Origin of the sequence: Vibrio sp. Y20_XG_PY13 (genome assembly GCF_024181925.1) — a bacterium.
In the GTDB taxonomy this organism is placed as follows: Bacteria; Pseudomonadota; Gammaproteobacteria; order Enterobacterales; family Vibrionaceae; genus Vibrio; species Vibrio parahaemolyticus.
The window spans coordinates 509,695-533,692 of the sequence record NZ_JAMZAL010000003.1; the positions used below are offsets into that span (position 1 = coordinate 509,695).

21 protein-coding genes are annotated in these 23,998 nt (G+C 44.3%); 7 read left to right on the forward strand and 14 right to left on the reverse strand.

The window, feature by feature from the left end:
- Positions 1 to 2: 2 nt before the first annotated feature.
- The 11 genes from NL646_RS11185 to malK all read right to left on the reverse strand — a co-directional run bounded on the left by NL646_RS11185 (position 3) and on the right by malK (position 13,177).
- The gene (locus NL646_RS11185; RefSeq protein ID WP_020838117.1) at positions 3 to 1,310 is read right to left on the reverse strand and encodes an oligosaccharide flippase family protein; all 1,308 of its coding nucleotides are present in this window, start codon (positions 1,308 to 1,310) and stop codon (positions 3 to 5) included.
- 9 nt (positions 1,311 to 1,319) lie between these two features.
- The gene (locus tag NL646_RS11190) at positions 1,320 to 2,351 is read right to left on the reverse strand and encodes a glycosyltransferase (protein ID WP_021452126.1); all 1,032 of its coding nucleotides are present in this window, start codon (positions 2,349 to 2,351) and stop codon (positions 1,320 to 1,322) included.
- Positions 2,348 to 3,181: a putative capsular polysaccharide synthesis family protein gene (locus NL646_RS11195; RefSeq protein ID WP_020838115.1), complete on the reverse strand. Its 834-nt coding sequence runs from the start codon at positions 3,179 to 3,181 to the stop codon at positions 2,348 to 2,350. The genes NL646_RS11190 and NL646_RS11195 overlap by 4 nt, the downstream gene beginning before the upstream one ends.
- Positions 3,182 to 3,199: 18 nt before the next feature.
- Positions 3,200 to 4,432 carry an O-antigen ligase gene (locus NL646_RS11200; protein ID WP_025508206.1) on the reverse strand — a complete coding sequence of 411 codons (1,233 nt, stop codon included), beginning with the start codon at positions 4,430 to 4,432 and terminating at the stop codon, positions 3,200 to 3,202.
- Complete coding sequence (locus NL646_RS11205; protein ID WP_253664237.1) at positions 4,398 to 5,450, reverse strand: glycosyltransferase; 1,053 nt, start codon at positions 5,448 to 5,450, stop codon at positions 4,398 to 4,400. The genes NL646_RS11200 and NL646_RS11205 overlap by 35 nt, the downstream gene beginning before the upstream one ends.
- The gene (locus NL646_RS11210; RefSeq protein ID WP_193301078.1) at positions 5,450 to 6,262 is read right to left on the reverse strand and encodes a putative capsular polysaccharide synthesis family protein; all 813 of its coding nucleotides are present in this window, start codon (positions 6,260 to 6,262) and stop codon (positions 5,450 to 5,452) included. Before NL646_RS11210 ends, NL646_RS11205 begins: the two co-directional genes overlap by 1 nt.
- Positions 6,240 to 8,420, reverse strand: coding sequence for a polysaccharide biosynthesis tyrosine autokinase (locus tag NL646_RS11215; protein WP_253664238.1), 2,181 nt, complete (start codon positions 8,418 to 8,420; stop codon positions 6,240 to 6,242). The genes NL646_RS11210 and NL646_RS11215 overlap by 23 nt, the downstream gene beginning before the upstream one ends.
- A 14-nt stretch (positions 8,421 to 8,434) precedes the next feature.
- Entirely contained in the window at positions 8,435 to 8,968 is a 534-nt protein-coding gene (locus tag NL646_RS11220) for a polysaccharide biosynthesis/export family protein (protein WP_005463089.1), read from the reverse strand.
- A gap of 12 nt (positions 8,969 to 8,980) precedes the next feature.
- On the reverse strand, positions 8,981 to 10,186 hold the full coding sequence (locus NL646_RS11225) for an outer membrane beta-barrel protein (protein ID WP_253664239.1): 1,206 nt from the start codon (positions 10,184 to 10,186) through the stop codon (positions 8,981 to 8,983).
- A gap of 10 nt (positions 10,187 to 10,196) precedes the next feature.
- Positions 10,197 to 11,597 (reverse strand): undecaprenyl-phosphate glucose phosphotransferase, encoded by a 1,401-nt coding sequence (locus tag NL646_RS11230; RefSeq protein ID WP_005463092.1) that lies wholly within the window; start codon positions 11,595 to 11,597, stop codon positions 10,197 to 10,199.
- A gap of 461 nt (positions 11,598 to 12,058) precedes the next feature.
- Positions 12,059 to 13,177, reverse strand: a complete 1,119-nt coding sequence (gene malK, locus NL646_RS11235; RefSeq protein WP_005463102.1) for a maltose/maltodextrin ABC transporter ATP-binding protein MalK — start codon at positions 13,175 to 13,177, stop codon at positions 12,059 to 12,061.
- Positions 13,178 to 13,851: 674 nt separating this feature from the next.
- Here malK and malE point away from each other — a divergent pair.
- From malE to malG, 3 genes are all read left to right on the forward strand, one after another.
- Entirely contained in the window at positions 13,852 to 15,030 is a 1,179-nt protein-coding gene (gene malE, locus NL646_RS11240; protein WP_005463104.1) for a maltose/maltodextrin ABC transporter substrate-binding protein MalE, read from the forward strand.
- A gap of 79 nt (positions 15,031 to 15,109) precedes the next feature.
- Positions 15,110 to 16,684, forward strand: coding sequence for a maltose ABC transporter permease MalF (malF, locus tag NL646_RS11245; RefSeq protein ID WP_253664240.1), 1,575 nt, complete (start codon positions 15,110 to 15,112; stop codon positions 16,682 to 16,684).
- Positions 16,685 to 16,696: 12 nt separating this feature from the next.
- A complete protein-coding gene (gene malG, locus NL646_RS11250; RefSeq protein ID WP_005463109.1) occupies positions 16,697 to 17,587 on the forward strand; it encodes a maltose ABC transporter permease MalG in 891 nt (296 codons plus the stop codon).
- A gap of 418 nt (positions 17,588 to 18,005) precedes the next feature.
- On the opposite strand, the gene NL646_RS11255 is transcribed toward malG, so the two are convergent.
- From NL646_RS11255 to NL646_RS11265, 3 genes are all read right to left on the reverse strand, one after another.
- The gene (locus NL646_RS11255; protein ID WP_017447309.1) at positions 18,006 to 18,251 is read right to left on the reverse strand and encodes a hypothetical protein; all 246 of its coding nucleotides are present in this window, start codon (positions 18,249 to 18,251) and stop codon (positions 18,006 to 18,008) included.
- Positions 18,252 to 18,416: 165 nt separating this feature from the next.
- Positions 18,417 to 18,902 (reverse strand): acyl-CoA thioesterase, encoded by a 486-nt coding sequence (locus NL646_RS11260; RefSeq protein WP_005499665.1) that lies wholly within the window; start codon positions 18,900 to 18,902, stop codon positions 18,417 to 18,419.
- Between the two features lie 271 nt (positions 18,903 to 19,173).
- On the reverse strand, positions 19,174 to 19,830 hold the full coding sequence (locus NL646_RS11265) for a cupin domain-containing protein (protein ID WP_017447310.1): 657 nt from the start codon (positions 19,828 to 19,830) through the stop codon (positions 19,174 to 19,176).
- Between the two features lie 206 nt (positions 19,831 to 20,036).
- Here NL646_RS11265 and NL646_RS11270 point away from each other — a divergent pair, with 206 nt between their 5' ends.
- From NL646_RS11270 to NL646_RS11285, 4 genes are all read left to right on the forward strand, one after another.
- Positions 20,037 to 21,179: a hypothetical protein gene (locus tag NL646_RS11270; protein ID WP_140125972.1), complete on the forward strand. Its 1,143-nt coding sequence runs from the start codon at positions 20,037 to 20,039 to the stop codon at positions 21,177 to 21,179.
- Positions 21,169 to 22,098, forward strand: a complete 930-nt coding sequence (locus tag NL646_RS11275) for a zinc ABC transporter substrate-binding protein (RefSeq protein ID WP_253664241.1) — start codon at positions 21,169 to 21,171, stop codon at positions 22,096 to 22,098. Before NL646_RS11270 ends, NL646_RS11275 begins: the two co-directional genes overlap by 11 nt.
- Before the next feature lie 2 nt (positions 22,099 to 22,100).
- Positions 22,101 to 22,904: a metal ABC transporter permease gene (locus NL646_RS11280; RefSeq protein ID WP_025620880.1), complete on the forward strand. Its 804-nt coding sequence runs from the start codon at positions 22,101 to 22,103 to the stop codon at positions 22,902 to 22,904.
- Between the two features lie 269 nt (positions 22,905 to 23,173).
- Entirely contained in the window at positions 23,174 to 23,893 is a 720-nt protein-coding gene (locus NL646_RS11285; protein WP_253664242.1) for a beta-ketoacyl-ACP reductase, read from the forward strand.
- Positions 23,894 to 23,998: the final 105 nt, after the last annotated feature.

Sequence of the window (23,998 nt, forward strand, 5' to 3'; positions counted from 1 at the left end):
CGTTAGCCCACCGGAAAGAAGCCTAAATAGCGTTTTACAAAATAGAGCGCGGCAAGGTTTTGGATCGCCATGCCGATCGCCATTGCCCATGCCGCCCCCAGAACGCCGTAGCTTTGGCTAAGAAAAACCAAAAGAGCGATGGAAATAGTGCCTGAACAAATCGTGATGTATTTCATCGTTCTCTCATGGCCGCTCATTAGCAATAAAAATCCTACCGAGCCAGTGGCGATATTGACCAGCTGCCCTAAAGAAAGGACAACTAACAGCGGAGCTGCCGCAAGAAATTCATCACCAAAAAGCTGCATGACGAATTCAGGAAATAGGGTGCAAACCAAGACAGGAAGTAAAGCTGCGCCAATGTTTGCACGACAAGCCCATCGACTTAAATTTCGCAGTTTATCCAGCTTTCCCTCTTTAAAAAGAGAGGCGAACATTGGGGCAACAACGAAGTTAATGGTAATCAGTACAAAGCCAATCAGTAGCGATGTTCGTTGCGCTGCTGCTAACAACCCTAGCTCCGTGGTAGAAATGAAAAAACCAGCAATAACAATGCTTCCCCATTGGAGGATATTGGTGAAAATGCTGCCAATCCACACTTGCTTCGCAGAGGAGATCAGTTCGATATTTGTTGTCGGGGTCGGCTTTTGATATTGACCAGAGCTAAACCATTTAGTCGTTGAAGCAATACTGACGATCAGACTCGCCAGCAGCAATGCCGTCATTAGGCTGTTGATGTTTTGTAAGTGCAGTGTGCTCAGGCCAATAATGAACAAAACCATGAGCACACTGACGCCGAGTTGAAGCGCGAATAGGGATGGCACCACCATTTTACTTGCTTGTAAAACACGGCTGTTGGTTTGTCCTAATACGAGGAAAGGTACGCACATCAGCGCGAGCGTAATCGCCACTATTGGACTGTTGGTTTGATTCAGTTGATTTGGAAACAGGTAAAAGCCGACAAATAGAGTAACGGCTGCCATGAAACAAAATGTGATACTGCGAGTTAAAGCCGTCCAATAGTTGTCACTTTGCTGTTGAATATCTCCGTTGCTAAACGCGATAGCGTTGAATCGGACTAAAGCAACGTCAAAGCCTCGCTGAGAAATAATGGCTGTGAGCGATACGAGATTGAACAAGAAGAAAAACTGACCTGAAGTGGATGCATCGGTTGTGCGCGACACGATGAGCGTAAGCAAAAAGGCAAATAATGCACTGAAAACTCGCGTGATTGCCGTTTTCATGCCGAGTGACAGCAAGTTCTTTTTGCCACTCGGCATAAGTAGCAGTTTTTGTTGAATGGCTTGAAACATTCTATTTCTCTAACTGTAAATGTTGTTTAGAGCGAGGCGTTGTTTTTCTTCACTGAACGTCTCATTCAACTCGGTGGTGTATTGGCGAAAATCAATGTCATCATAGTGATTGATGCAATGTGTCATTTGCTTTGCCATGTCTTCCGGTGTTTGCGCCAAAAAAGGATAGTTGAGATCTTTTGTGGCACCAATGGAACGAATCACCATAGGGAGGTGCAGCTTCGCGGCTTCTAGAATCGTTAAAGGCATACCTTCCCATGCGGCGGTATGTAAATAGAGATCGGAGGCCTGCAGTTTCTTAACCACTTCATCTCGAGGAAGCATACCCGTTACTTGTACGTCTTCGGCTCTTAACGCTTGCTCTAGCTCTTTGTCTCCTCCTCCAATCCAAGTAATGTCTAATTGGCGATTGAGTGCAAATCGATTCAAGCAACGGAGTGTGTTAAGTAAAAATTGAGGGTCTTTCTGTGGTGCGACGCGCCCTAAAACAACAATGTTCAATGCAGCTTGATGGTCTCGGCCGACACGCGTCGCACTTTGATAAGAAACGTAGTTGTTCAGCAGTTCCGCTCGTTTTGCTCCAATGCTAATGGCTAAATCACATTCGCGCTGACTGCAGCCTGCCACCACGTCAATTTTGTTGAGCATCACCTTTTCTAAAGCTCTGTATAGTTGGCGAGCGAAGCCTGAAATATCTTCTCGTTCAAACGCATAGCAGTGCGGGGTATACACCAAGCGGGCGTGGTTGAGTTTCAAAAATCGACCTAAAAACCCGGCTTTGCTAGAGTGCAAGTGCACAATATTGGGTTTTATGTCATTGATGGTTTGATTGGCGTCTCGCACAAACTGCAGAAGCCCACCTTCCACCCATTTCGTTTGAGCAAAAACATCGTGATTGCTGTCTTTGGTTAAATCATTGTGACGCGCTCTAGCAAGCAGAAAGTGTTCATACGGTTCATGTCGAGATGAATGTACATAGCTGTACAGTGCGGTTTGAACACCGCCACCAAAGGCTTCGGTAATATGCAGTACTTTTTTCATGCTGACTTTGTCCCTGGAGTTTTTAACCACTTGGTTTTGAAAGCTTCTCGTTCTTGCTGCGAGTAAATATGGCGATAAAGCGGTAAGTCATACATGTAAAACAACTTAGAAAAATCGTAATGCTGTTTAAAGTATTGGTGGATGTTGGAATACCATTTGTTCTTTGCTTCATTGCTGTTTTTCAGAACAAAGTTGTCGACATTTAGGAAGTCTCCAATCTCTTTGTCAAGGGAACTCAGTTGCTCGCACTTAATCAGAATGACGCTGGCTTTGTCATTGTTGAACGTAAAAAATGGTTGAGTGTTATCGATCTCTTGGCGCATGACATCGATGCTGAAGTTACGTTTTAGCTCGTTATCGAACCAATCTGCGAAGTAGTTCAGGTTGATGTAGTTATCAAAGCAATGCTCGAGATGCTTGTAGGTCACTTCCATATCGCGGTGGATGGCATCGTTCTTTTTGCCTTCGATAAATTGCAGATGCAAATCTTGGAAAAAACGGGAGAAAACCGTCGCAATCGGGTCACGGATTAATGTAACGATCTTGATTTGCTCGCGCTTTTGCAAAATGCGCTTGCGTTGATTCAGAACCAAACGGTACATCGCGCGATTTTTAAAATCGAAGAATTTACTCACATCCTTTTTGTTGTGGTACATGTGAAATTCTTCATGATCGTCAAACGTGTGGATGTGATAGCTCGGAATGTTACGCGCTTCCAAAGTATGCTCGATAGACGATGAGCCCACTTTCCCCATTTGATACACCAAGATGAAGTTATCAGCCCGAAGTTCTCGGTTCTTTTCAAATTGTCGAGCGATAGAGTATTTCATTGATCAAATCCTTGATTATTAAAATTCGTGACTTTTATTGACTGGCAGCGAATGGATGACTGTCTGAGGTTCTGGTGTTCGTTTTCGACTGATCATAACTGGCAACAAAAGTATCAAAATGATGGTGGTATTTACGGCAACGAAGAACACCATGATGAGGGCGTAAACCGCGAGTAAAAGACTTTTTCTGTTGTCATCGATACTGCGAAAACAAAATTTGATGAAAAGAAAGTAGCCTCCAAACAGAAACGCAATGCCGAGCAAACCGTATTCGATGGCGGTATCGAGCACAAAGTTGTGGGTGTAAATTGCTAATTCATCGTAGTTGAAGTAATCGATCATAAAGTTGGGCAGCATTTTGGCGCCCACGCCTAAAATAGGGTGCTGCGTTAAGATATCCATGCCGTTTGCGAGTAGCAGCTTGCGATGCAAGTTGGACACCCATCGCGCTTCACTTTGGTTGGCAAACAAAATGTCTTCTTGAGTGATCTCCAGTTTATCGGCAAGAGCATCAAAACCGACGTAGAGCGTGGTAGAGACTGTTCCAATAACCACAAATGCCAACGCCAAGAGAAGCATCCATGTATAGGTTTCACTGATGGTTTTTCGCATCCAGTTTTTAATAAAAATCTGATCGAGAAAAAACAGCAAACAAAAGCCCAGCAGAGCTTTTCGTTCTTGAGATAACACGAGTAGCGAAAATGCAACTAGCATCAAAAAAGGGAACAGGCGAATTTTGTCGCGATACAAATAGAGTAGCGAGCACAACACTCCAAATCCGTATTTACTGACCCCGAGTAATTTAAATCCGCTTTGATAGCCTTGGGCGAAGTGCCATGCTGCGACTAGACCACAGATGATAAAAAGTAGGTAGGTGAAATAGACCATCACTCGCTCATCATCAAATGCACCGTAAGCGTAAAGTAAGCTCAGTAGACAAAGAATGGCTAGCCACTGAACGGTTTCGATCAATAGTGGAGCCAAAGGCACTCTGTTCAACAAGCCATTGATAAATACATATCCAGTAAACAGTACCAAGAATCCGATACATGGATGCAACAGTTGCTTTGCTCTTCCTTCCAAAATGATCAAGGCGATTAAGCCAACAGAAAGCAAACTTGCGATATCGGAAGGCGCAAGTGCCACGCCACCTACAGCGAATTTCACTGGGACAAAAAACAGTGCCAGAGCAATAGCTGCAAGGAGTGGAACGGTATTACTTATCGGTACAGAGCTGTTGGTAGATTCCATAATAGCCCTCTCGAAATTTGTCGATGGTGTAGAGTTTTGCTCGGTTGACGGAATAATGACTTGCCGAATTGTAAAGAGCCGCGTCTTCGCAAAGCTTTGCAACCTTTTGCGCAAGCAGATTGCTATCACCGACTTCGAACAGATATTTTGAGCTGCCGGTAACCTCATCTAATCCCGGAACATTGGACGAGAGTACGGGCAAACCTGCTGCCATCGCTTCTACGGCGGCGAGCCCGAATCCTTCAACGTGGGAAGATTGCACGTAGATATCCATATCGCTGAGAAAGAGAGGAATATCGGATACGACTCCGTGAAAATGCACGCGAGGTAAAACGTTTAACGATTGAGCAAGTCGTTGAAGCGAGGCTTTTCTATCTCCATCTCCGGCAAGGTGTAAGTGGTAGCACTCAGGCAGTTTTGCGATGGCGTGAATTAACGTTTCGTGATCTTTGTGTTCATGTAGTCGGCCAACCATGCCAATGTTGATGGTTGCTTTCTCGCTGAGAACGTGGGCTTGTTTAGCCGTCATCGGGAAGCGATTTAAGTCGACGCCGTTATGTACAACTCGATACTTGTGTTGGTACCGAGGCATGAACTTCACCAATTCTTCTTGAACTTTTTCACTGATGCTAACGGTATAGTGGTGACCCCAATAGAGGACATATTCTATGAACTTAAACAGAGGGTAATCTCTGCGTCGGTTGTAAGAGCAGTGCTCTGTTTGAATGCGTTTTTTCCCGATCGCAAGCAGCGCTAGGTAAATAGACGGATACAGGTGTCCGTGAACGAGATCTGGCCAGCGTAGTAGTGACCATTTTTCCGATAGAGACAGTGTCTGCCAGTTAAAGCATTGGATTCCCTGTGCGGAGAGTTGTTCCAAATAGTCGTTCTCAGCACACAACACGAGGATCTTGATTTCATACTCGGGATTATGCTCGAGCACCAAGTCCACTAAGAACTTTTGCGCCCCACCATTTTGAGATAGGTCGTTGATGATGTGTAAAATTTTCGTCTTCATCATTGCGCCATTTGATACTTTTGTTTGAGTTCGGAAATTTCACTTGAAGTAAAAAAGTGGGTCGTCAATTTGGATGACAACATTTCCTCAATAAACTCAGGTTTAGGTTGATAGCTGTTTTTGAACTCATTGATCAGCGAGGAGTACCATTTGTTGTTTGATTGGTTGTCGTGGACCACATCAACTGGATAGCCGAGAAACTCGCCAACGGTAGCTGGTGATTGCTTCAGCTTGTCACTTCGAATTACGAGCAGAGAAAAGTTGCGTTGTTGGTAGGTTTGGCAACCAGCTTCATGATCGAACGGTTTATTGAACACGTCGATCCCTGTTAGCGTTTTGATTTCATTATCAAACCACTCCAAAGGGTAGTGGTGATTCATGTGCTCTTCGAAAGCTTCTTGCAACAATTGCGGACGCTCAGAGCGAATTGCACTGTCGTCATTTAGGTATTTTTCTGCCATCCAGAAAGGTAACGATTGAAAGAACATCGAGATATTTCTACCAATCGGCTCTCTCACCAATGAGATGATGCGCACGTCTTGTTTACGTTTGAGCATGTGGCTCATAACGCTTCGCTTGAGCAGACGTTTTACATAATGCTTGTTTGGTTGATGCAGCTTCGCTCTCACTGGAGAGATCTGCTTGTTAGCATCAATCGCCATAAGGTCATGCAAATGAATCGAGTTAGGAATCGACTTTTCTAACGCACTCGAGCCGACTTTACCCATTTGATATATCAGCACCGGGCGTTCTTGGCTTTTTAATATCTGATACCAAGACGCATGTGGATTAGTAGGCGTATTTCTGGACATATAAAGTCTCTCCTTCCTTAGCTTTTGCTTGAGTGATAAGCACGCCAAGAGACGGTATTGAGTGTTGTATTTGTTTAGATAACGCGACATTAACCAGTGATGCTTTGGTGGACTCGGAACGAATCACTGTGATGAGTCCGTTCGCATATTGGCCTAAGATGAGCGCATCACTGACCGACAACAGTGGTGGTGTATCGATGATGATGCGATCGTATTTATCTTGAAAATGGTCCAGTAGTTTTTTGAAGCGATTGGATGCCAGCAACTCTTGTGGGTTGGGTGGCATCAGCCCAGCAGGTAGTACATCTAAATTGGCGTCATCGATGCGAACGATACAATCTTTTATTGCGGTATCCATCGTCAATATGTTGGTTAAACCTGGCTGGGACTCAGGAATATTGAATCGTTTGGCTAAAGATGGACGACGCAAGTCGCAGTCGATAATCAACACTTTCTCCATAGTCGAGAAGGACACCGCCATATTGATGCTGGTGGAGGTTTTGCCTTCCTCTGGAATCGCTGAAGTAAAAGGTAAGATCTTTTGCTTATTGTTGGTCAGCCTTAATAGCAACGACGTTCGAACAGAGCGACAAGCTTCGCTAAAGAGTTTTTCATCTTTATCTAAGTAGGCGGTATAACTTACCCCATTTTTTCGCAGGGTACGTTTTTTCACCATTGGGATAACCCCCAAGCATGTCACGCCTAGCTTATCTTGAACATCGTTTGAAGTGCGGATGACTTCTCGCAACGTTTCTAAAATGATCACCAATGCACAAGCGATAGCAAAACCGAAGAATGTGGCGATAAGCACCAGTTTCATTCGTTGTGGCGCGACAGGAAACAGTGGAATGATCGCTTTATCAGTAAAGCGAGCGGTCACATTTTTGTAATCGCTAGTAGCGCTGGTTTCTTTTTCTCGATTTAAGAAAGCTTCGTAAAGATCTTTGTTTGACTCTACTTCTCGTTTCAATTGCTCATAGCGCGCCTTTTGCGAACCCAATGATTGGAAATCTGATTTTTTTCTGTCCAGTTCTTCGCGCAACATGTCTTCTTGAGCTTTCGCTGCAAGTAAGTCTTGTTGCTTACTAAAAGAGATTTCGCGAATCAATTGCTGAGTTCGCTCTTGAATAGAGGCGAGTTGCGCTTTCGCTTGGACCATTCGATCGTGTTTTGGTCCATAACGTTGCGCCAGTTCAGAAACGTTCTTCGCAGCTTGGGCTTCTGAAAGTTTCAAATCACGAATCTGAGCTTGATTGGCAAACTCGTCAATGGACAGCAGGCTATCAAGATTCTGAGAAGATTTTCTTTTTAGTAGTTGGATCAAGGTTTGCGCTTCGATGCGCTTATTGACAGCGGTATTGAGTTTACGGTTAAGCTCTTCTAGTTCGTTGGCGTAGATGTCGTCGATGCCGTTGATATCAATCAAGCCTTCTTTGAGCAAAAACTCTTGCAAAGCATGCTCTGATTTTTTTAAGCGCTCTTCGAGTTTTTGAGAGTTATTAGTCAGCCACGTTGCTGCATTTTGAGTCACTACGAGCTTGGCTTCGAAGTTGGCATCAATATAGGCCTGACCAACTGCGTTCGCGATTCTTGTTGCTAACTTTGGATCGGCAGAACGAAAACTAATTCGCACTAACTGTGTGTTTCGAACAGGTTCAATTTCTAGCTTTCTTTTGAAGGCTTGAAGCGCTTGATAGTAAGACTCAGAGTATTGTGATGTCTCTTTTGGGCTAGGAGAGACATTCAATAAATCTTGTACTAACGGGACAGCTTTGATGTCGTCGATTTTTTGTTTTAGTCCACCGGAGCTCGTAAATTCAGGGTGTTGAGTTAAATTCAGTTCATTAATGACTTTGTCGGCAATGTGGTTGGATTTCAGAATAGCGATTTGTGTTTGAAAGTACTCTTTCTTGGTCGTATCTACGCCGTACACTTCTTCAATCGATAACGCACTTTTTTGCTCTTCTTGAATCAATAGCGTTGCTGTTGCTTGGTAAATGGATGTTTTGGAGTAGATGTACCAAGTGCACGTCAATGAGAATATAAGCGTGAACGCAGCAATGCTAAGCCAGTTTTTTTTCAGCGTTTTAAAGTGATGGCCAAAACGAATCAGTTCCACTTTGTTCATCTGGAAATTGTTGGGATGAGTTCCGTTCATTTGATTACCTGTCACTAGAAGAAGCTCTGATCAATAAAGACAATGTCACCTGGTTCAACCGTGCGCTGCATACTTACGCCTTCTACGGTTTTGCCAGTTTTGTGTTTGGTTAAGTTAATGCTTTTACGTGAAGCTCTATCGGTGAGCCCGCCAGCTAGTGCGATGGCTTTTTCTATCGTCAGTCCTGGTCGATACTCAAATCCTCCGGGTTTACGAACTTCGCCATTGACGTAAAACAAACGGAAGTAATTGATTGTCACCATGACTTTCGGGTTGATTAGATAGTCACCTTTTAAGCCCGTTTCGATTTCGTACTTGAGCTGTTTTGGAGTTTTATTGATCGCTTTGATTCGTCCTAGGTAAGGGTAATCAAAGTAACCATCTGACGTGATGAGGATGTTTTTAATAGAAAGATCTTCCTCCCCGTAAACTTGCACTGAAATAGTGTCACCAGTATCGAGTAGGTAATCTTGTTCGTTTGAATTCGCGCTAACAAAAGTACTGAAAAGTAGCAGAGCTAGGCCAATTAACTTGAATAATGGATTCATTAACATTCCTTGTTACAACGAAAATTGCGCGCTTAACGTCCAGACATTTTGGTCGTAGCTATAACCTGAACGATTGGATGTTTTGTCTTGATATTGCCAATCCGCTTTCAATTGAATCCCGCGTCTAATTTGATAATCAACGCCAGCTGAAAGGGTATATCGTTCGTCGTTTCTCGTGATGCCGGTGTAATCATCTTCTTGATAAATGCCACCTAAACGAGTGGCTAAATAGCTGTTCCAATCGTGTTTGATATCTAGGCGATAACGAGTCTGTAAGTTGTAGTCACCATCTTGGTCAGGGTTGACGGCTGCTTGGGTAGTTTTGACCGTCACCAACGTTTGCTCTTGTGGTAGCCATTCAAATCCGATATCCCAGCTAAAGCCTTTGAAGGTTTCTCGTTGTTCACTATCAAAGTCTTTAACTTGATAGCCAAGCTTTGCGATACCTTGGGTTTTCCCCGATATTTCCCACTCAGCACCGGTGTAGTAAAAGCCGGTGTCGCTGTCTTTTGATGCAGCGCGAGGGTTTTTATTAAGGTACTCGGTGAAGACTTGTTTTGTCCCAACTAACCAATAGGTTTTAGGAGTCGCTCTAAGGTAAAACTCAACGTGGGCGTTTGGGGCGCGGAAGTCGTTGTACTTAGTTTTTGCGTTGGGCTTGCCAGGTAAACCGTTACGATAATTTTGGTAAGTTTTATCGCTGTAGCCTAAGCCAAATTCGAATCGTCCTTTCGCACCAGCAGAGCCAAACACGTAGTTGGTTTTCAAATCATTACGGTAAAACTCGATAGGTGAATCGAGAAGGTTACCTTGTCCTTCAGTGATGTCTTCACCGCGGATTTCATGCAATGCCTGAAAACGATAATCCACGACTAAACGATGACGATGATTGAATTCAAAAAAATTGGTGAACTGAAAGGTATGGTCATCGTAATCATTCTTATCGTCCGAAGAAAAGCCCGCTTTCAGCTTGTACTGAATGTCTGCGCGATATTGATTGCGTTCGATACGTGCCAACAAGCTAGGCTCTAGTCCCCAAATGTTTACGGATTCTATATCTTGAGATTTTTCCGCTTTGTTTATGTTGTCGTCGCCTTCGTAGAAGGCTTTGACCAATGGGATAAACTCAATGCCAGATTCAGTTTGATACGCCATTGGCTCTGCTAATGTAGCTGTTGAACAAAGGGCAAGCGCAAGTGCTGGAGTTGTTGTTTTCATCATCGCCGCCTTAGTACGCATTGGAGCCAGTAAAGCCTTTGAACACGGTAAGGAAGATGATTTTGATGTCCATCCAAACCGACCAATGATGGATGTAATCCAAATCAAACTCGACGCGCTTTTCCATCTTATCGAGCGTGTCGGTTTCGCCGCGATAGCCGTTGATTTGAGCCCAACCTGTAATGCCTGGTTTGACTTTGTGGCGCAACATGTAGCGGGCGACAATCTGACGATATTCTTCGTTGTGCGCAACGGCATGAGGACGAGGGCCAACGATCGACATAGTGCCTTGTAATACGTTGATAAACTGCGGCAGTTCGTCTAATGAGGTGCGACGTAGAAAACCACCAAACGGAGTAATACGAGGGTCGTTTTTCGTGGCTTGCTTGATGTTTGGGCCTTGATCCATCGTCGTCATCGAGCGGAACTTCCAAACTTCGATTTTTCGACCATCCAAACCATAACGATGCTGCTTAAATATTACAGGGCCTTTTGACGTCAACTTAATACCAATGGCGATAGCAAGCAGGATTGGTGATATCAACACTAAGATAATGCTAGAGAACAAAATGTCTTCGAAGCGTTTAATCCAGGATGAAACGCCAGCAAAAGGCGTATCGAACACGCTGAGAGTTTGAACTTGACCAATTTGATCCCAGCGAGAATGGAGCAGGTTGTAAGTAAAGAAATCCGGGATCAGATAGGTGTTCGCTGTGGTGTCGGAGAACTGGTTCAGGATGGAAGCAATGCGCTCTTTAGCATGCATTGGCATCGCAATGTATACGTAATCGACCTCACCTCGTTTTGCCCGTTCTAACGCTTGGTTTACCGCGCCTTTGATTGGGTATTCGGAGCTAGGCAATCTGTCGCTAGAGCGTTCGTCATAGAAGCCGTCAAATAGAACACCATGCTCGGTGTGGTTTTGAATCTCGTTGGCAAGGGTAATGCCGTGAGGGGTCTGGCCGATGATGATAGCGGTGCGTGTGTTGAATCCCATTTTTCGCAAATAGGCTAAAACGGTACGAAAGGTCACTCGCCACGCCAACAGTAATGCCGGCGTAATAGTAACCCATAACGCTAAGATACTGCGGTCAAACAAAGGGTAAACTTCGGAAAAGTAAAGCACCATGAAAAGTAGGGCGCTTGTCATTAACCACGATATGCAAACAATGAACATTTGCTCTCTAAACGAGCTTGTCCGCCATGAGCGATATAGGTTGCCGCTTTCCGCCATAAACAAAAATGAAATACCCCCGACGAAGGACAAGATGACGTAGTCCTTATCCATCGAGGTATTTGTGTCTTTCAATACTAGGAGCAGCATAAAGGTGACAATGACAGCAAGATCTGAGAGGCGATATAAAAAAGCGAACTCCATCTCATAAGAACGAATTAGTCCTTTGTGTTTCATGACCTAGTTTCCCTTCTAGCACGCTACCGCCATTGGGATGATTGCCCAATAGCCGTGTCGCGAACGTTTTAATTGATGAGCAGAGACATTTCTATGAATGTTTCTGAATTTCTGTAACGCATAAATTAGAAGGTAAGTTTAAAAATTCGTGTTGTTTAGGTAAGTGGAAATAAGAATGAAATTTAGACCTTTGGCTAAGTTTTGCTGTTTAGGAAAAAGCTGGTACTTGCTAAGCAGGGATGAGGAAAAGTATTAAGAAGCGAGTTTGATTATAAAAACTAAGGTTTAATTTCTTGATGGTCTAACGGATGACTTATTTACAGGGAAGTTAATGATTTAGTCTTGGGTGCGGAGTATGAATGATGAGTCCAACGAGCGAGTGATGTCGGTCATTTATGTGGTTTTGATACAAAAAATCCCTCTCAGGAGAGAGGGATTTATAACAACTATAGGTGAATAATTTATTCGAAATCTACGCCATTTTCTTTAAATAGACGTTTACAAGCACGACCATCACTATGGAATAGGTGACAACGGTGAGCCGGAATACCGATTTCCAATTTATCGCCCGTGTCGACAGCTAGCGTGTCTGGTTGACGATAGATCACATCCGCGTCTGCGCCTTCAAGGTTTAGGTATACCTGAGTTTCGTTACCAAGCTTCTCTACGATCATCACTTCACCGTGAATGGTTGCGTCAGCTTCGGTTGCAGAAAGTAGGTGCTCTGGGCGAATACCCAAAGACATGCGGTCGCCACGGTTAACGGTTGTACCATCTACAGGAATCCAGAATGATACGCCGTTAGATAGTTGAACTTTAACGCGTTCTGATTCTACTTCATCGATGAACACGCTCATGAAGTTCATTTTTGGAGAACCGATGAAACCAGCCACAAAGCGGTTCTGTGGGTAGTGGTAAAGTTCAAGAGGTTTGCCAACTTGAGAGACGTAACCACCATCTAGTACGACGATTTTATCCGCCATGGTCATTGCTTCCACCTGATCGTGTGTAACGTAGATCATGGTGCAGCCAAGTTGACGTTGTAGTTTGGTAATTTGCGCACGCATGTTTACACGTAGCGCGGCATCTAGGTTAGACAAAGGTTCATCTAGAAGGAATACGTTTGGTTGCGATACTAGTGTACGGCCGATAGCCACACGTTGACGCTGACCACCTGAAAGTGCTTTCGGTTGACGCTCAAGCAAGTGACCCAGTTGTAGGATTTCTGCTGCGTGTTCAACACGTTTGTCGATTTCTGCCTTGTCTGCTTTAGCCAGTTTCAGACCAAATGACATGTTGTCGTATAGGTTTAGGTGTGGGTATAGAGCGTAAGATTGGAAAACCATACCAACACCACGTTTGGATGGTTCGACGTCATTCATGCGCTGGTCACCAATATACAAATCACCTGAAGTAATGTCTTCAAGACCGGCAATGCAACGTAGAAGGGTAGATTTACCACAACCAGATGGACCTACGAAAACAACAAATTCACCTTCGTCAATCTGTAGGTCTACGTTTTTAGAAATCAGTACGTCGCCATACGCTTTACAAACATTTTTTAACGTGACACTCGCCATGTAGCTCGTCCTCGATCAATTTTTTTATTATTCACCGCTCATCATTATATGAATTATCTAGCGAGCAGTAACAGTAGGAATCGGTAAGTTATTGCGGTTGGTAAGAAAAGTAGGGTAGCACTTCAATGAAATGTCCTAAATAGAAGTGCTACCCATCATAGCCAAGTACGAGTTTCTCTCCCCCACATTATTCGTGTTGTCTCCCCCGTGAAATAATTACCACAAACAACACCAATAATGACATTCCACTCGTCTGGCAATGCAAAACCAGCAAATCTTTTTACCTAGCTAATAGGCACTGCTGGGAAAGGGTTCTTACCATCCACTCTTGGATGAATGCAGTTTCTAAGATTGTGCTATCTGCTACATCCTCCTAATCGAAATAATTGTAGGGGGAGTAGATGGGGAGGAGTAAAAAAGGAGGAGTAATGAAGCAGTTGGGCGGAAATCACATTATTGCACCGCCTAAAGTTGAAACCGATCACAGGAAGTATCCATTTTGTGATTTGAGTCTCTTACCCTTGGCGATTTAGATCACGAAAATACGTCATAATTGTAAGGGCGTAGGGATTAGGAGGATGAGACATATTGGATTATTTCAGATGATATATGTCGAAATACGGCTGAACCTCAATGGACTAGCCCTACATCAAAAATATAAAAAGGATACGAACATGAAAAAGTTAAGCGCTGTAGCACTAGGTACTCTTGTTGCTTTGGGTTCTTTTGGTGCTAATGCTGCCATCGAAGAAGGACAACTTACTATCTGGATCAACGGCGACAAAGGTTACAACGGCCTTGCTGAAGTTGGTAAGAAATTCGAAGAAGACACTGGTATCAAAGTAACAGTGGCTCACCCAGACGGCCTTCAAGATAAATTCCCTCAAACTGCAGCAACAGGTGATGGCCCTGATATCGTATTCTGGGCTCACGACCGTTTCGGTGGCTACGCAGAAGCCGGCCTACTAGCAGAAATCAAGCCTTCTAAAGCAATCCAAGAAGGCATCGTTGACTTTGCATGGGATGCTGTACGTTACGACGGCAAACTGATTGGCTACCCTGTTGCGGTTGAGTCTCTATCTCTAATCTACAACAAAGACCTAGTTCCAAACCCACCAAAATCTTGGGAAGAAGTTGCAGCGCTAGATGCAAAACTTAAAAAAGACGGCAAGTCTGCAATCATGTGGAACCTAAAAGAACCGTACTTCACTTGGCCTCTAATGGCTGCTGACGGTGGTTACGCGTTCAAATACACTTCTGAAGGTTACGACGTTAAAGACGCAGGCATCGCGAAAGAAGGCGTGAAAGACGCGATGAACTTCGTGAAAGGCTTGGTAGACAAAGGCGTTATCTCTGCGGATATGGACTACTCAGTTTCTGAGTCTGCGTTCAACCAAGGTAAAGCTGCGATGACTATCAACGGTCCATGGTCTTGGGGCAACATCGAGAAGTCTGGCATCAACTACGGCGTAACAACACTACCTAAGTTCCAAGGTCAGTCTTCTAAGCCATTCGTTGGTGTACTAACTGCTGGTATCAGCACTGCGTCTCCAAACAAAGACCTAGCGGTTGAATTCCTAGAGAACTATCTACTAACAAACGATGGCCTACGTATGGTTAACAACGACAAGCCTCTAGGTGCGGTAGCGCTTAACTCGTTCCAACGTGAGCTAGATTCAGATACTCGTATCGCTGCGACAATGGACAATGCGATGAACGGCGAAATCATGCCAAACATTCCTCAAATGAACGCATTCTGGGGTGCGGCTAAGAACGCAATCATCAACGTTGTTGACGGTCGTCAAACTGTAGATGCAGCTCTTGCAGATGCAGAAAAACAAATGACTAAATAATTCAGTAATACTTTTTTAAGGAGGGGGCAACTCCTCCTTACTTTTCTATATTTATTCTATATTCGCTAGCAGGTTCCCTATGCAGTCAGTTCAAGGTACAAATGCTATGACAGCACCAGAAGCCAGCCTTCCGAGCAGCAAAAAAGTGTTCATCAAATGGTCACTTTTAGGCACAGTCGGCATTCTCAATGGCTACGCAACAATCCTTATGTATTCTCGCGGTGAGATTGCGTTTGCACTACTTACGATCATTCTTACCGCTTTAGCGTTGTTCATTTTCGGTAGTAAAAAGACGTACGCACACCGTTACATTTACCCTGGTATTGCAGGGATGATTTTGTTCATCCTTTTCCCTTTGGCATATACCATCGGTTTGGCGTTTACTAACTACAGCGCGAAAAACCAACTCTCATTTGATCGTGCTCAGAGCGTCCTGTTAGACAGAACTTACCAAAGTGGTGATAGCTATCCATTCACTTTGTACAACACCGAGCAGGGCCACCAAATTGTGGTTGAGAAAGATGGCGAGCTACTAGCAACTCCTGTTTTCCAACTTCAAGGCTTCTCAGAGACAGACTTAGACCTAGCGCCTATTACAGAGGCGGCAGGCGATAAAGAGCCAATCAAAACCATCGTGAAGAACCGCACTACGCTAAGTAGCGTTGACCTGCATCTTCCGAACGGTGACGATATCCGTATGAGCGGCTTGCGTAAGTTCGCTGCAGTGGTTCCGCTCTACACGTTGCAAGAAGACGGCGAAACCCTTTACAACAACCGTACCCAAGAAACACTGCGTCCAAATATGGAAGTAGGTTACTACCAACCAGTGGATGAAAACGGTCAGTTTGTTGGCAGCACCGTGTCTCCAGGTTTTGTGGTGAACATCGGTACGCACAACTTTGAACGTGTGTGGAAAGATGATGGCATCAAAGAACCGTTCATCAGCATCTTTATCTGGACTATTGTTTTCTCTGCGCTAACCGTAGTCTGCACATTGGTTATCGGCTTAGTGTTAGCAAGTGTTGTTCAGTGGGAAGCGTTGAAAGGTCGTTCAATCTACCGACTACTACTGATTCTGCCTTATGCGGTACCGGCGTTTATTTCTATCCTGATCTTTAAAGGTTTGTTCAACCAGAGCTTTGGTGAGATCAACATGCTTCTGGAAGGTTTGTTTGGTATCAGCCCGGCATGGTTCTCTGACCCATTCATGGCAAAAACCATGATCCTGATTGTGAACACGTGGCTAGGCTTCCCTTACATGATGATTCTATGTATGGGTCTGCTAAAAGCGATTCCTGATGATCTTTATGAAGCATCGGCTATCGATGGTGCGAATTTCATCACCAACTTCACGCGTATCACAATGCCGATGATGCTGAAACCGCTGACTCCGCTATTGATTGCAAGCTTTGCTTTTAACTTCAACAACTTCGTACTTATCCAGTTGTTGACAGGTGGTGGTCCAAACATGATTGGTACATCAGAACCTGCGGGTTACACAGACCTATTGGTAAGCTACACCTACCGAATCGCATTCGAAGGCGCAGGCGGTCAAGACTTCGGTCTAGCAAGTGCAGTAGCAACACTTATCTTCCTATTGGTTGGCGCGTTGGCACTTATCAACCTACGTGTAACTAAAGTAGCTCAAGACTAAGGAGAGATTACAATGGCAATGGTACAAGGTAAGTCATTAAAGTATCGTGTTTGGGCTACTCATATTGCTATGTGGGCATTCTTAGCACTGATTATTTTCCCATTATTGATGATCATCGCGATTTCATTCCGTGAAGGTAACTTCGCAACGGGTAGCTTGATCCCAGACAACCCAACGCTTGACCACTGGAAGTTAGCGCTTGGTTTCTCAATTACGAACGCAGATGGCACCGTAACACCACCTCCATTCCCAGTAATGACGTGGTTGTGGAACTCAGTAAAAGTTGGTGGCATCTCTGCAATCTTGATTGTGGCGCTGTCTACAACATCGGCTTACGCGTTTGCGCGTATGAAGTTCAAGGGTAAGAACACTATCCTTAAAGCGATGATGATCTTCCAAATGTTCCCAGCGGTATTGGCATTGGTTGCTCTATATGCGTTGTTCGACAAACTTGGTCAGTACATTCCTTTCCTTGGTTTGAATACGCACGGCGGTCTGATCTTCGCTTACTTAGGTGGTATCGCACTGCACGTATGGACGATTAAAGGCTACTTCGAAAGTATTGACTCGTCTCTAGAAGAAGCGGCTGCTCTTGATGGCGCAACACCTTGGCAAGCATTCCGTTTGGTATTACTGCCACTGTCAGTGCCAATTCTAGCGGTAGTATTCATCTTGTCGTTCATCATGGTAATTGGTGAAGTTCCTGTAGCATCACTACTACTTTCTGATGTAGACTCGTACACACTTGCAGTAGGTATGCAGCAATACCTATATCCACAAAACTACTTGTGGGGTGACTTTGCTGCTGCTGCAGTTCTATCAGCAGTGCCAATCACTGCAGTATTCTTACTTGCTCAACGCTGGTTGGTTGGTGGTCTAACCGCTGGTGGTGTGAAAGGATAATCTCAAGTGGTCTGAGATTGACAAGAATAACTAGAAAAGGGCGACCATATGGTCGCCCTTATATTTAGCATCGATATTACACTTTTGGTTTGGCCGCCGATCAGTAATATCCTGCTTCTATTGGCGTTACGCATAGCTGGCTGTTAGCTTAGTTCCTTACGATTCAATCACTAACAGTTTTTGTAACCATAACCTGAGTCTTGACTCAGGTTTTTTTATGCTTAATAAACACACAAAGAGTAGCGGCTTTGCAATGGATTACACAGGGACGCCGAGGTGCCCTGCGAATCACTTCACATAAATACCTGTGATGGCGGGAAAGTATGAGATTTAGGTCTTACTAATGTGCGGTGTCGTGGACGTATTTACGAGTAAGGACGTCAGTTTAACGAGGTGAAGACGGGAAATGCCGAGGTACTTAAAACTCGCGGCTAGATGGCGCGCAGCCAACGTATTGTAGCAGTGTATACAAGCTCTCTTGTTGTAGCGCTACGCGACGAAACAGGTTGGCAAAGGTGGTATCGCCGCCGAAACAGGTCTGAATATAGTGGTTAATTTCCGATTCGTTATAACCCTCGACGTACATGGTTCTTACCCATTGATATTCGACCGCTTTCAAATTGGTCAACGTCTCTTCACTTAAGGTTGTTTGCTTTAGTCTCAAGATCCAAACTCTATATAGCTCCAAAATACAGGGTGGATTTAAGCAAAACAAGGTGACGGAATTATGACAATGTGTCACGAGTGTGAAGCAAATGGCCGAAGCATGATGTTGCTTCACACTCTGAGTTGGAAAGTGGGGTAAAGAGGGGCTTTCGAAGCAGGAAAATTACTTAAGATATTTAACGTGCGCTTCCATCTCTTCGCCAATTTCTTTACGCATATTCATTAAGCGAATAGCCGATTGCTCTAGAGCCTTGTCTTCATCAGATTCAGGAATCCACTTCGGTACATCGGTAGGTTTACCGCTTTCATCTACGGCTACCATAATCACGATACAGTGCGTAGTTAAACGATTTTTCATCTGTTTTGGATCGCTAGCTTGAACATCAATGGCGATGTGCATTGAGCTTCGACCGGTGTAAATGACTTTCGCGCTAACTTCCACAAGGTTGCCAACATGAATAGGCGCAACAAAACGAATCCCACCCGCATAGGCAGTAATGCAGTATTTTCCACTCCAAGCGGCACTGCATGCATAAGCGGCTAAGTCGATCCATTTCATTACAGCGCCGCCGTGAACCTTTCCGCCAAAATTAACGTCGCCAGGTTCAGCTAAAAAACGGAGGGTAATATCTCTTTGACCACTGCTCATCTGTCATTCCTTTGTGAGTTATTGTTCTCCCAATGTAGCAGGAATGTGGGTAGTGTTGAAATAGGAAAATAGTACACACCAAGTTTTAGAAGGTGAGAAGTGTTAGTATTGTGGATAAGCGTTGTACGTTAATATATTTTGGTTGAGTTCAAAATATTCTTAAAGATAGATATTACTTCAACTGGGCATTTATCATATCTTTTGATTCACTTTAAATCTTTGGGGAGACATGTTGTGACAGACTACTCCCCATATGTGTATTTAGGAACGATCAACTACCGAGCGGAAAATGTCCTGTTTTCACCCAAATTACCGTTTCTTCTTCTACAAAAGGGAAGTGCTCACTCATGTGAGGTGATCGCAACCAAGTATGTGTTGGGTATATACCTAGCTCATCCCTAAACTCGCCAGATAACACAAAAATTTCTTCTCCACCAAAGTGTCTGTGAGGTTGAAACTTTTCTCCTTTGGGCCACTTCACCAACGCAACATGCTCGTGCTTAAAATCATGTAACGGCATCACTTGTAGTCCGCCAATGCTAGGCAACCATTCTGTTTCTCCAGTATTGATTCGAACAGTTTTAAGATCGTTCGGATCAAATTGATTGAGCTTGACCAGAATGACACAACCTTTCTCGCTAAACGGCGCGTGCTGACTGCCGGGTGGGTGACGAAGATAAGAACCTGCGGGATAGTCGCCATTTTCGTCAGAGAAGACACCATCGAGCACAAAAATTTCTTCTCCGTAAGGGTGAAGGTGAGGAGAAAAACGCGATCCTGCTTCGTACTTCACTACACTGGTTACGTGACCAGATTCTTTTGCCTCTCGCTCCAATGGCTTACGCCACACTCCTTGAGAGGGGCTAGCAACCCAATTTTGGCTGCCTGTTTCGATGACGACCCTTTGAGAAAAATCCATATTCAACATACTGAAATACCGTTACTTATTTTGTCGGTTCTTGCTCCAATTATACGTTTAAAAACGTAATTTGATGCAATGGTTGGTTAAGCAATGTTCAACGGTTTTCTGAATACAAATGGGTTCTATTTTCAATTATTCCTTGTGTAATGATAATTGTTATATTATAACAACTTAAAAATCATATGTTATAACATAACAATAAGGAAAAAGTAGTGAATAAAAAATTGGTTTCTCTAGTCATCGGTAGCATTTTTGCATCCCCTGTTTTTGCCGATACGTTGTCGAATCCACAAATTGGTGTCGTTTTGGACGGATATTACCAAGATGGACAGCGTCATAACTCAGAGCGAGAAGAAGGGTTTGGCTTGGGTCATACTGAGCTTAGTTTGTCTGCAAACATTGACGATAAATTCCATGGCGCTTTGACGACAGTGCTGGAAAGCCATGCTGACGACACCGAACTGATGTTGGAAGAAGCGTTTATCGAAACCTTGGCTTTGCCTTACGGCTTTAATGTCCGTGCGGGGCGTTTTCTTTCCGATTTTGGTTACTTGAATAACCAACACATGCATACCGATAGTTTTGTTGAGCGTCCATTAGCGTACCGAACGTTTCTTGGTTCGCATTACTATGATGATGGCGTGAGAGCGAGCCTTGTTCTTCCGACAGATCTGTTTGTGAAATTTGGTGTTGAGGCGCTCAGTGGCAGCAAGATGTCGGCAGTGGATGAGGGTTCTGACGTTGGTGTATTTACCTCAACATTAAAACTAGGTAGCGACATTTCAGATTCTTCTAGTTGGCAATTTGGCTTGAGTTACCTGCGAAACAAGAACGGCAAGGTGGAAGAATTTGCTGACCACGATCATCATGCTGATACCGGTCATGACCATGAACATAGCCACGCTGCTGCGATTACTGGTGCGAATCTTTATGGTGCTGATTTTGTTTGGAAATGGGCCCCGGATGGTAACTACAAGTACCGCAACTTTACGTTTTCTGCCGAGTACATGTTGTTGGATGGTGTGGTCGACAGCAAATTTAAAGATGAAGCTGAATCCCCTGATAACTTAACAGCATACTACGTTTCGGGTGTATACCGATTTAACCCTAGCTGGTCTGCTGGCGTTCGTTACGGCGAAGCGGAAAGCTACGATGGTCATGCTCATGGTGACCACATGCATTTCACTGCGCTAAATGATAAAGAATTCGATGCGATGATTGCGTGGGATTCCTCGCACTTTGGTACTGTTCGTGCGCAGTACACGCGTGCAGAAAACCAAGACAAAGAAAAAGAGAACGTCTTTACATTGCAATACGTCATGACTTTTGGGGCGCACGGTGCTCATGCGTTCTAAGTCATTAACCTTTATCTCGAAAGGTTTAGGCATAATGGCAGCGATTGCTGCCATTGTTTCTTCTCCAACAAGGGCTTTGGATATTTTTGTTTGTGAGCCGGAATGGAAAGCTTTATTGCAACGCCACGCTCCGGAAGCAAATATCTATTCTGCTACTACCGATAAACAAGATCCACATTACGTGCAAGCTCGCCCTTCGTTGATTGCGAAAATGCGTCAAGCCGATTTGGCTATGTGTTCTGGAGCACAGCTAGAAGTAGGGTGGTTGCCTATGCTACAGGCACGAAGCTCAAATGCTGCGGTGCAAAATGGGGCAAAAAGCATGATTTACGTTGCCAGTTTTGTACGTATGCTGGATACGCATCAACATGTGGATCGCAGTATGGGTGACATTCATGCGCATGGTAATCCGCACGTGCAGTTTGCTGCGAATGACATGATTACGCTTTCGCGTGTTGTGACTCAGCGTTTGCAAGCGGTTGATCCTGAAAATGCGCCAACCTACCAGCTCAATGGGATGAAGTTTCGTGCGCATTGGCGAAAAAAACTCAACGAATGGGAAGCAAAAGCTCAACCATTACAGGGGAAACGGATCGTTGGATATCACTCCACTTACCGATACTTGTTCGATTGGCTAGGTATGGTTCAAGTCGCGGATCTTGAACCGAAACCAGGGGTATCGCCGACGACCTCGCATCTGCAATCACTGACAAAGTTGGACGCAAGTTCGTTTGATGCGATTGTGTATTCGTCTCACCAAGATCAACGCCCCGCAATGTGGTTGCAACAACGAACAAACAAACCTGTCGTCCAATTGCCTTTGACGGTGTCAAAAGAGCAGAACTTAGATGATTTGTACGATGAAGTGATTGCCGAGTTACTCGATGTGTTTGTTTCTCCTAGTGCTGTGAAGTTTTGATCATGACTGAATACACATGGTTAGCGCCGGCTATTTTGTGCGGCGTGATTGCGCTAATTGGTAACGTCGTATTGGGCCAGCAAGTCTTAAAGCGGCAGATCATTTTCATCGACCTTGCGGTGGCTCAAGTCGCAGCATTGGGTGCGGCGCTTAGTCATTATTGGCTAAACTCATCTACTTTGTACGTGAGGATTCCTTGGTTATCGGAATCTTGGCTTGGTGCAATGCTTGGCCCTTGGATAATGTCGTTATTGTTATGCGGATTGATTGCTGCATTAGAAAAGCAAAATCATCCGCATCTTGAGCCGATGATTGGCAGCTTGTTTGTGGTATCTGCCTCTTTGGCGGTGTTACTTGTTAGCAAAGACCCACATGGTGCTGATTTCATTCAAGGGATTTTGAATGGTCAGCTACTGTGGTCGACATGGCAAGATGTTTGGCCGTTGACGGTAATCACTGGTGCGATGTTGTTGCTAGTACGTACAAAGCCCGAATTTATGCGTGGTAGCGGTTTTTATCTCATCTTCGCTATTTTGATGCCGATCACCGTCAAACTGACGGGGATTTACCTAGAGTTTGCTTTATTGGTGATTCCCGCTTTATGCGCTGCGAGCCTTAAAGGTAGACGTTTTTTAACCGCCAGTTTAGGTATCGGAACAATTGGTATTTTGTTGGGGATAGCAGCTTCTGCAAAATATGATTTGCCTAGTGGTGCAACGATTGTTATTACGCTGTTTATGACGGGTTTAGTATTTAATCTCTTCTCACCGCTGAGAAAAATCGTGTTGTTACAGATGAAGAATTAATACAAAGCACCATTGGCGGTAATGGTGCTTTTTTTTGTTTTTATTCAATTGGTTAGTGCCTCGCTCCATTTCTCTGTTTTAGTATTCAACTTGAGAACCGCCAGAAACATCATCAAGTTGTCTTGATTCGTTCACATCAAACTTCCAGAATATTCCTATAGTTTCATTAACGAAATAAAATCCTTTGCGTATGAGAAGCACAAACCCACATAACGATAAGCGCCTAGGATCAAGCAAGTTTGTAATCTCAACATTTAAGGAAGACCAAGATGAAACACGACAAAGTCGCCGTAGTTACAGGGGCTGCTCGCGGTATAGGGCAGGCCATTTGCGAACAATTACTCGAAGATGGATTCCACGTCGTTGGGCTGGATATCTCGCCTGTGGAATGGAGCCAGTCGGCGCAGCTAAGCAGTTATCAAGTCAATTTGTGTGATGCCGCTGCTGTTAGCGAAGTGGTAGACAGTATTGTAGAGCAGCATGGAAGAATCGATGCGCTGGTTAATAACGCGGGTATTACTCGCGATGCATTGCTGCCAGACATGCTAGAACAAGATTGGGACAGCGTAATCGATGTGAACTTAAAGGCTGTGTTCTTACTGACTCAACGCGTCGCGCCAGTAATGCTAGAGCAGGGCGCAGGTAGCATTGTCAGCATTTCTTCTATCGTGGGTACGGATGGCAATATTGGGCAAAGTAACTACGGCGCAAGTAAAGGCGGCGTCATCTCAATGAGCAAAGGTTGGGCGAAAGAGCTATCGAGAAAAGGCGCTCAAATCCGAGTGAACTGTGTTGCCCCTGGTTTTATCACCACCGAAATGACCAAGAACCTGCCAGAAAAAGTCATTCAAATGATGGAAAGTAAAACGCCCCTAGGACGTATGGGCTCGGTGCAAGATATCGCCAATGGCGTTGCGTTTCTGGTCTCTGATCAAAGTGCGTTTATAACCGGACAAGTGCTCAAGATTGATGGCGGTTTGGTGCTTTAATATTCGAACCATAACCTCAAGTAAAAAACGCTCTTTGCTCAGGTGAAGGGCGTTTTTGTCTCAAGATAAATGCATACAAACATGGAGAGTTAAATTGCCAGTTGT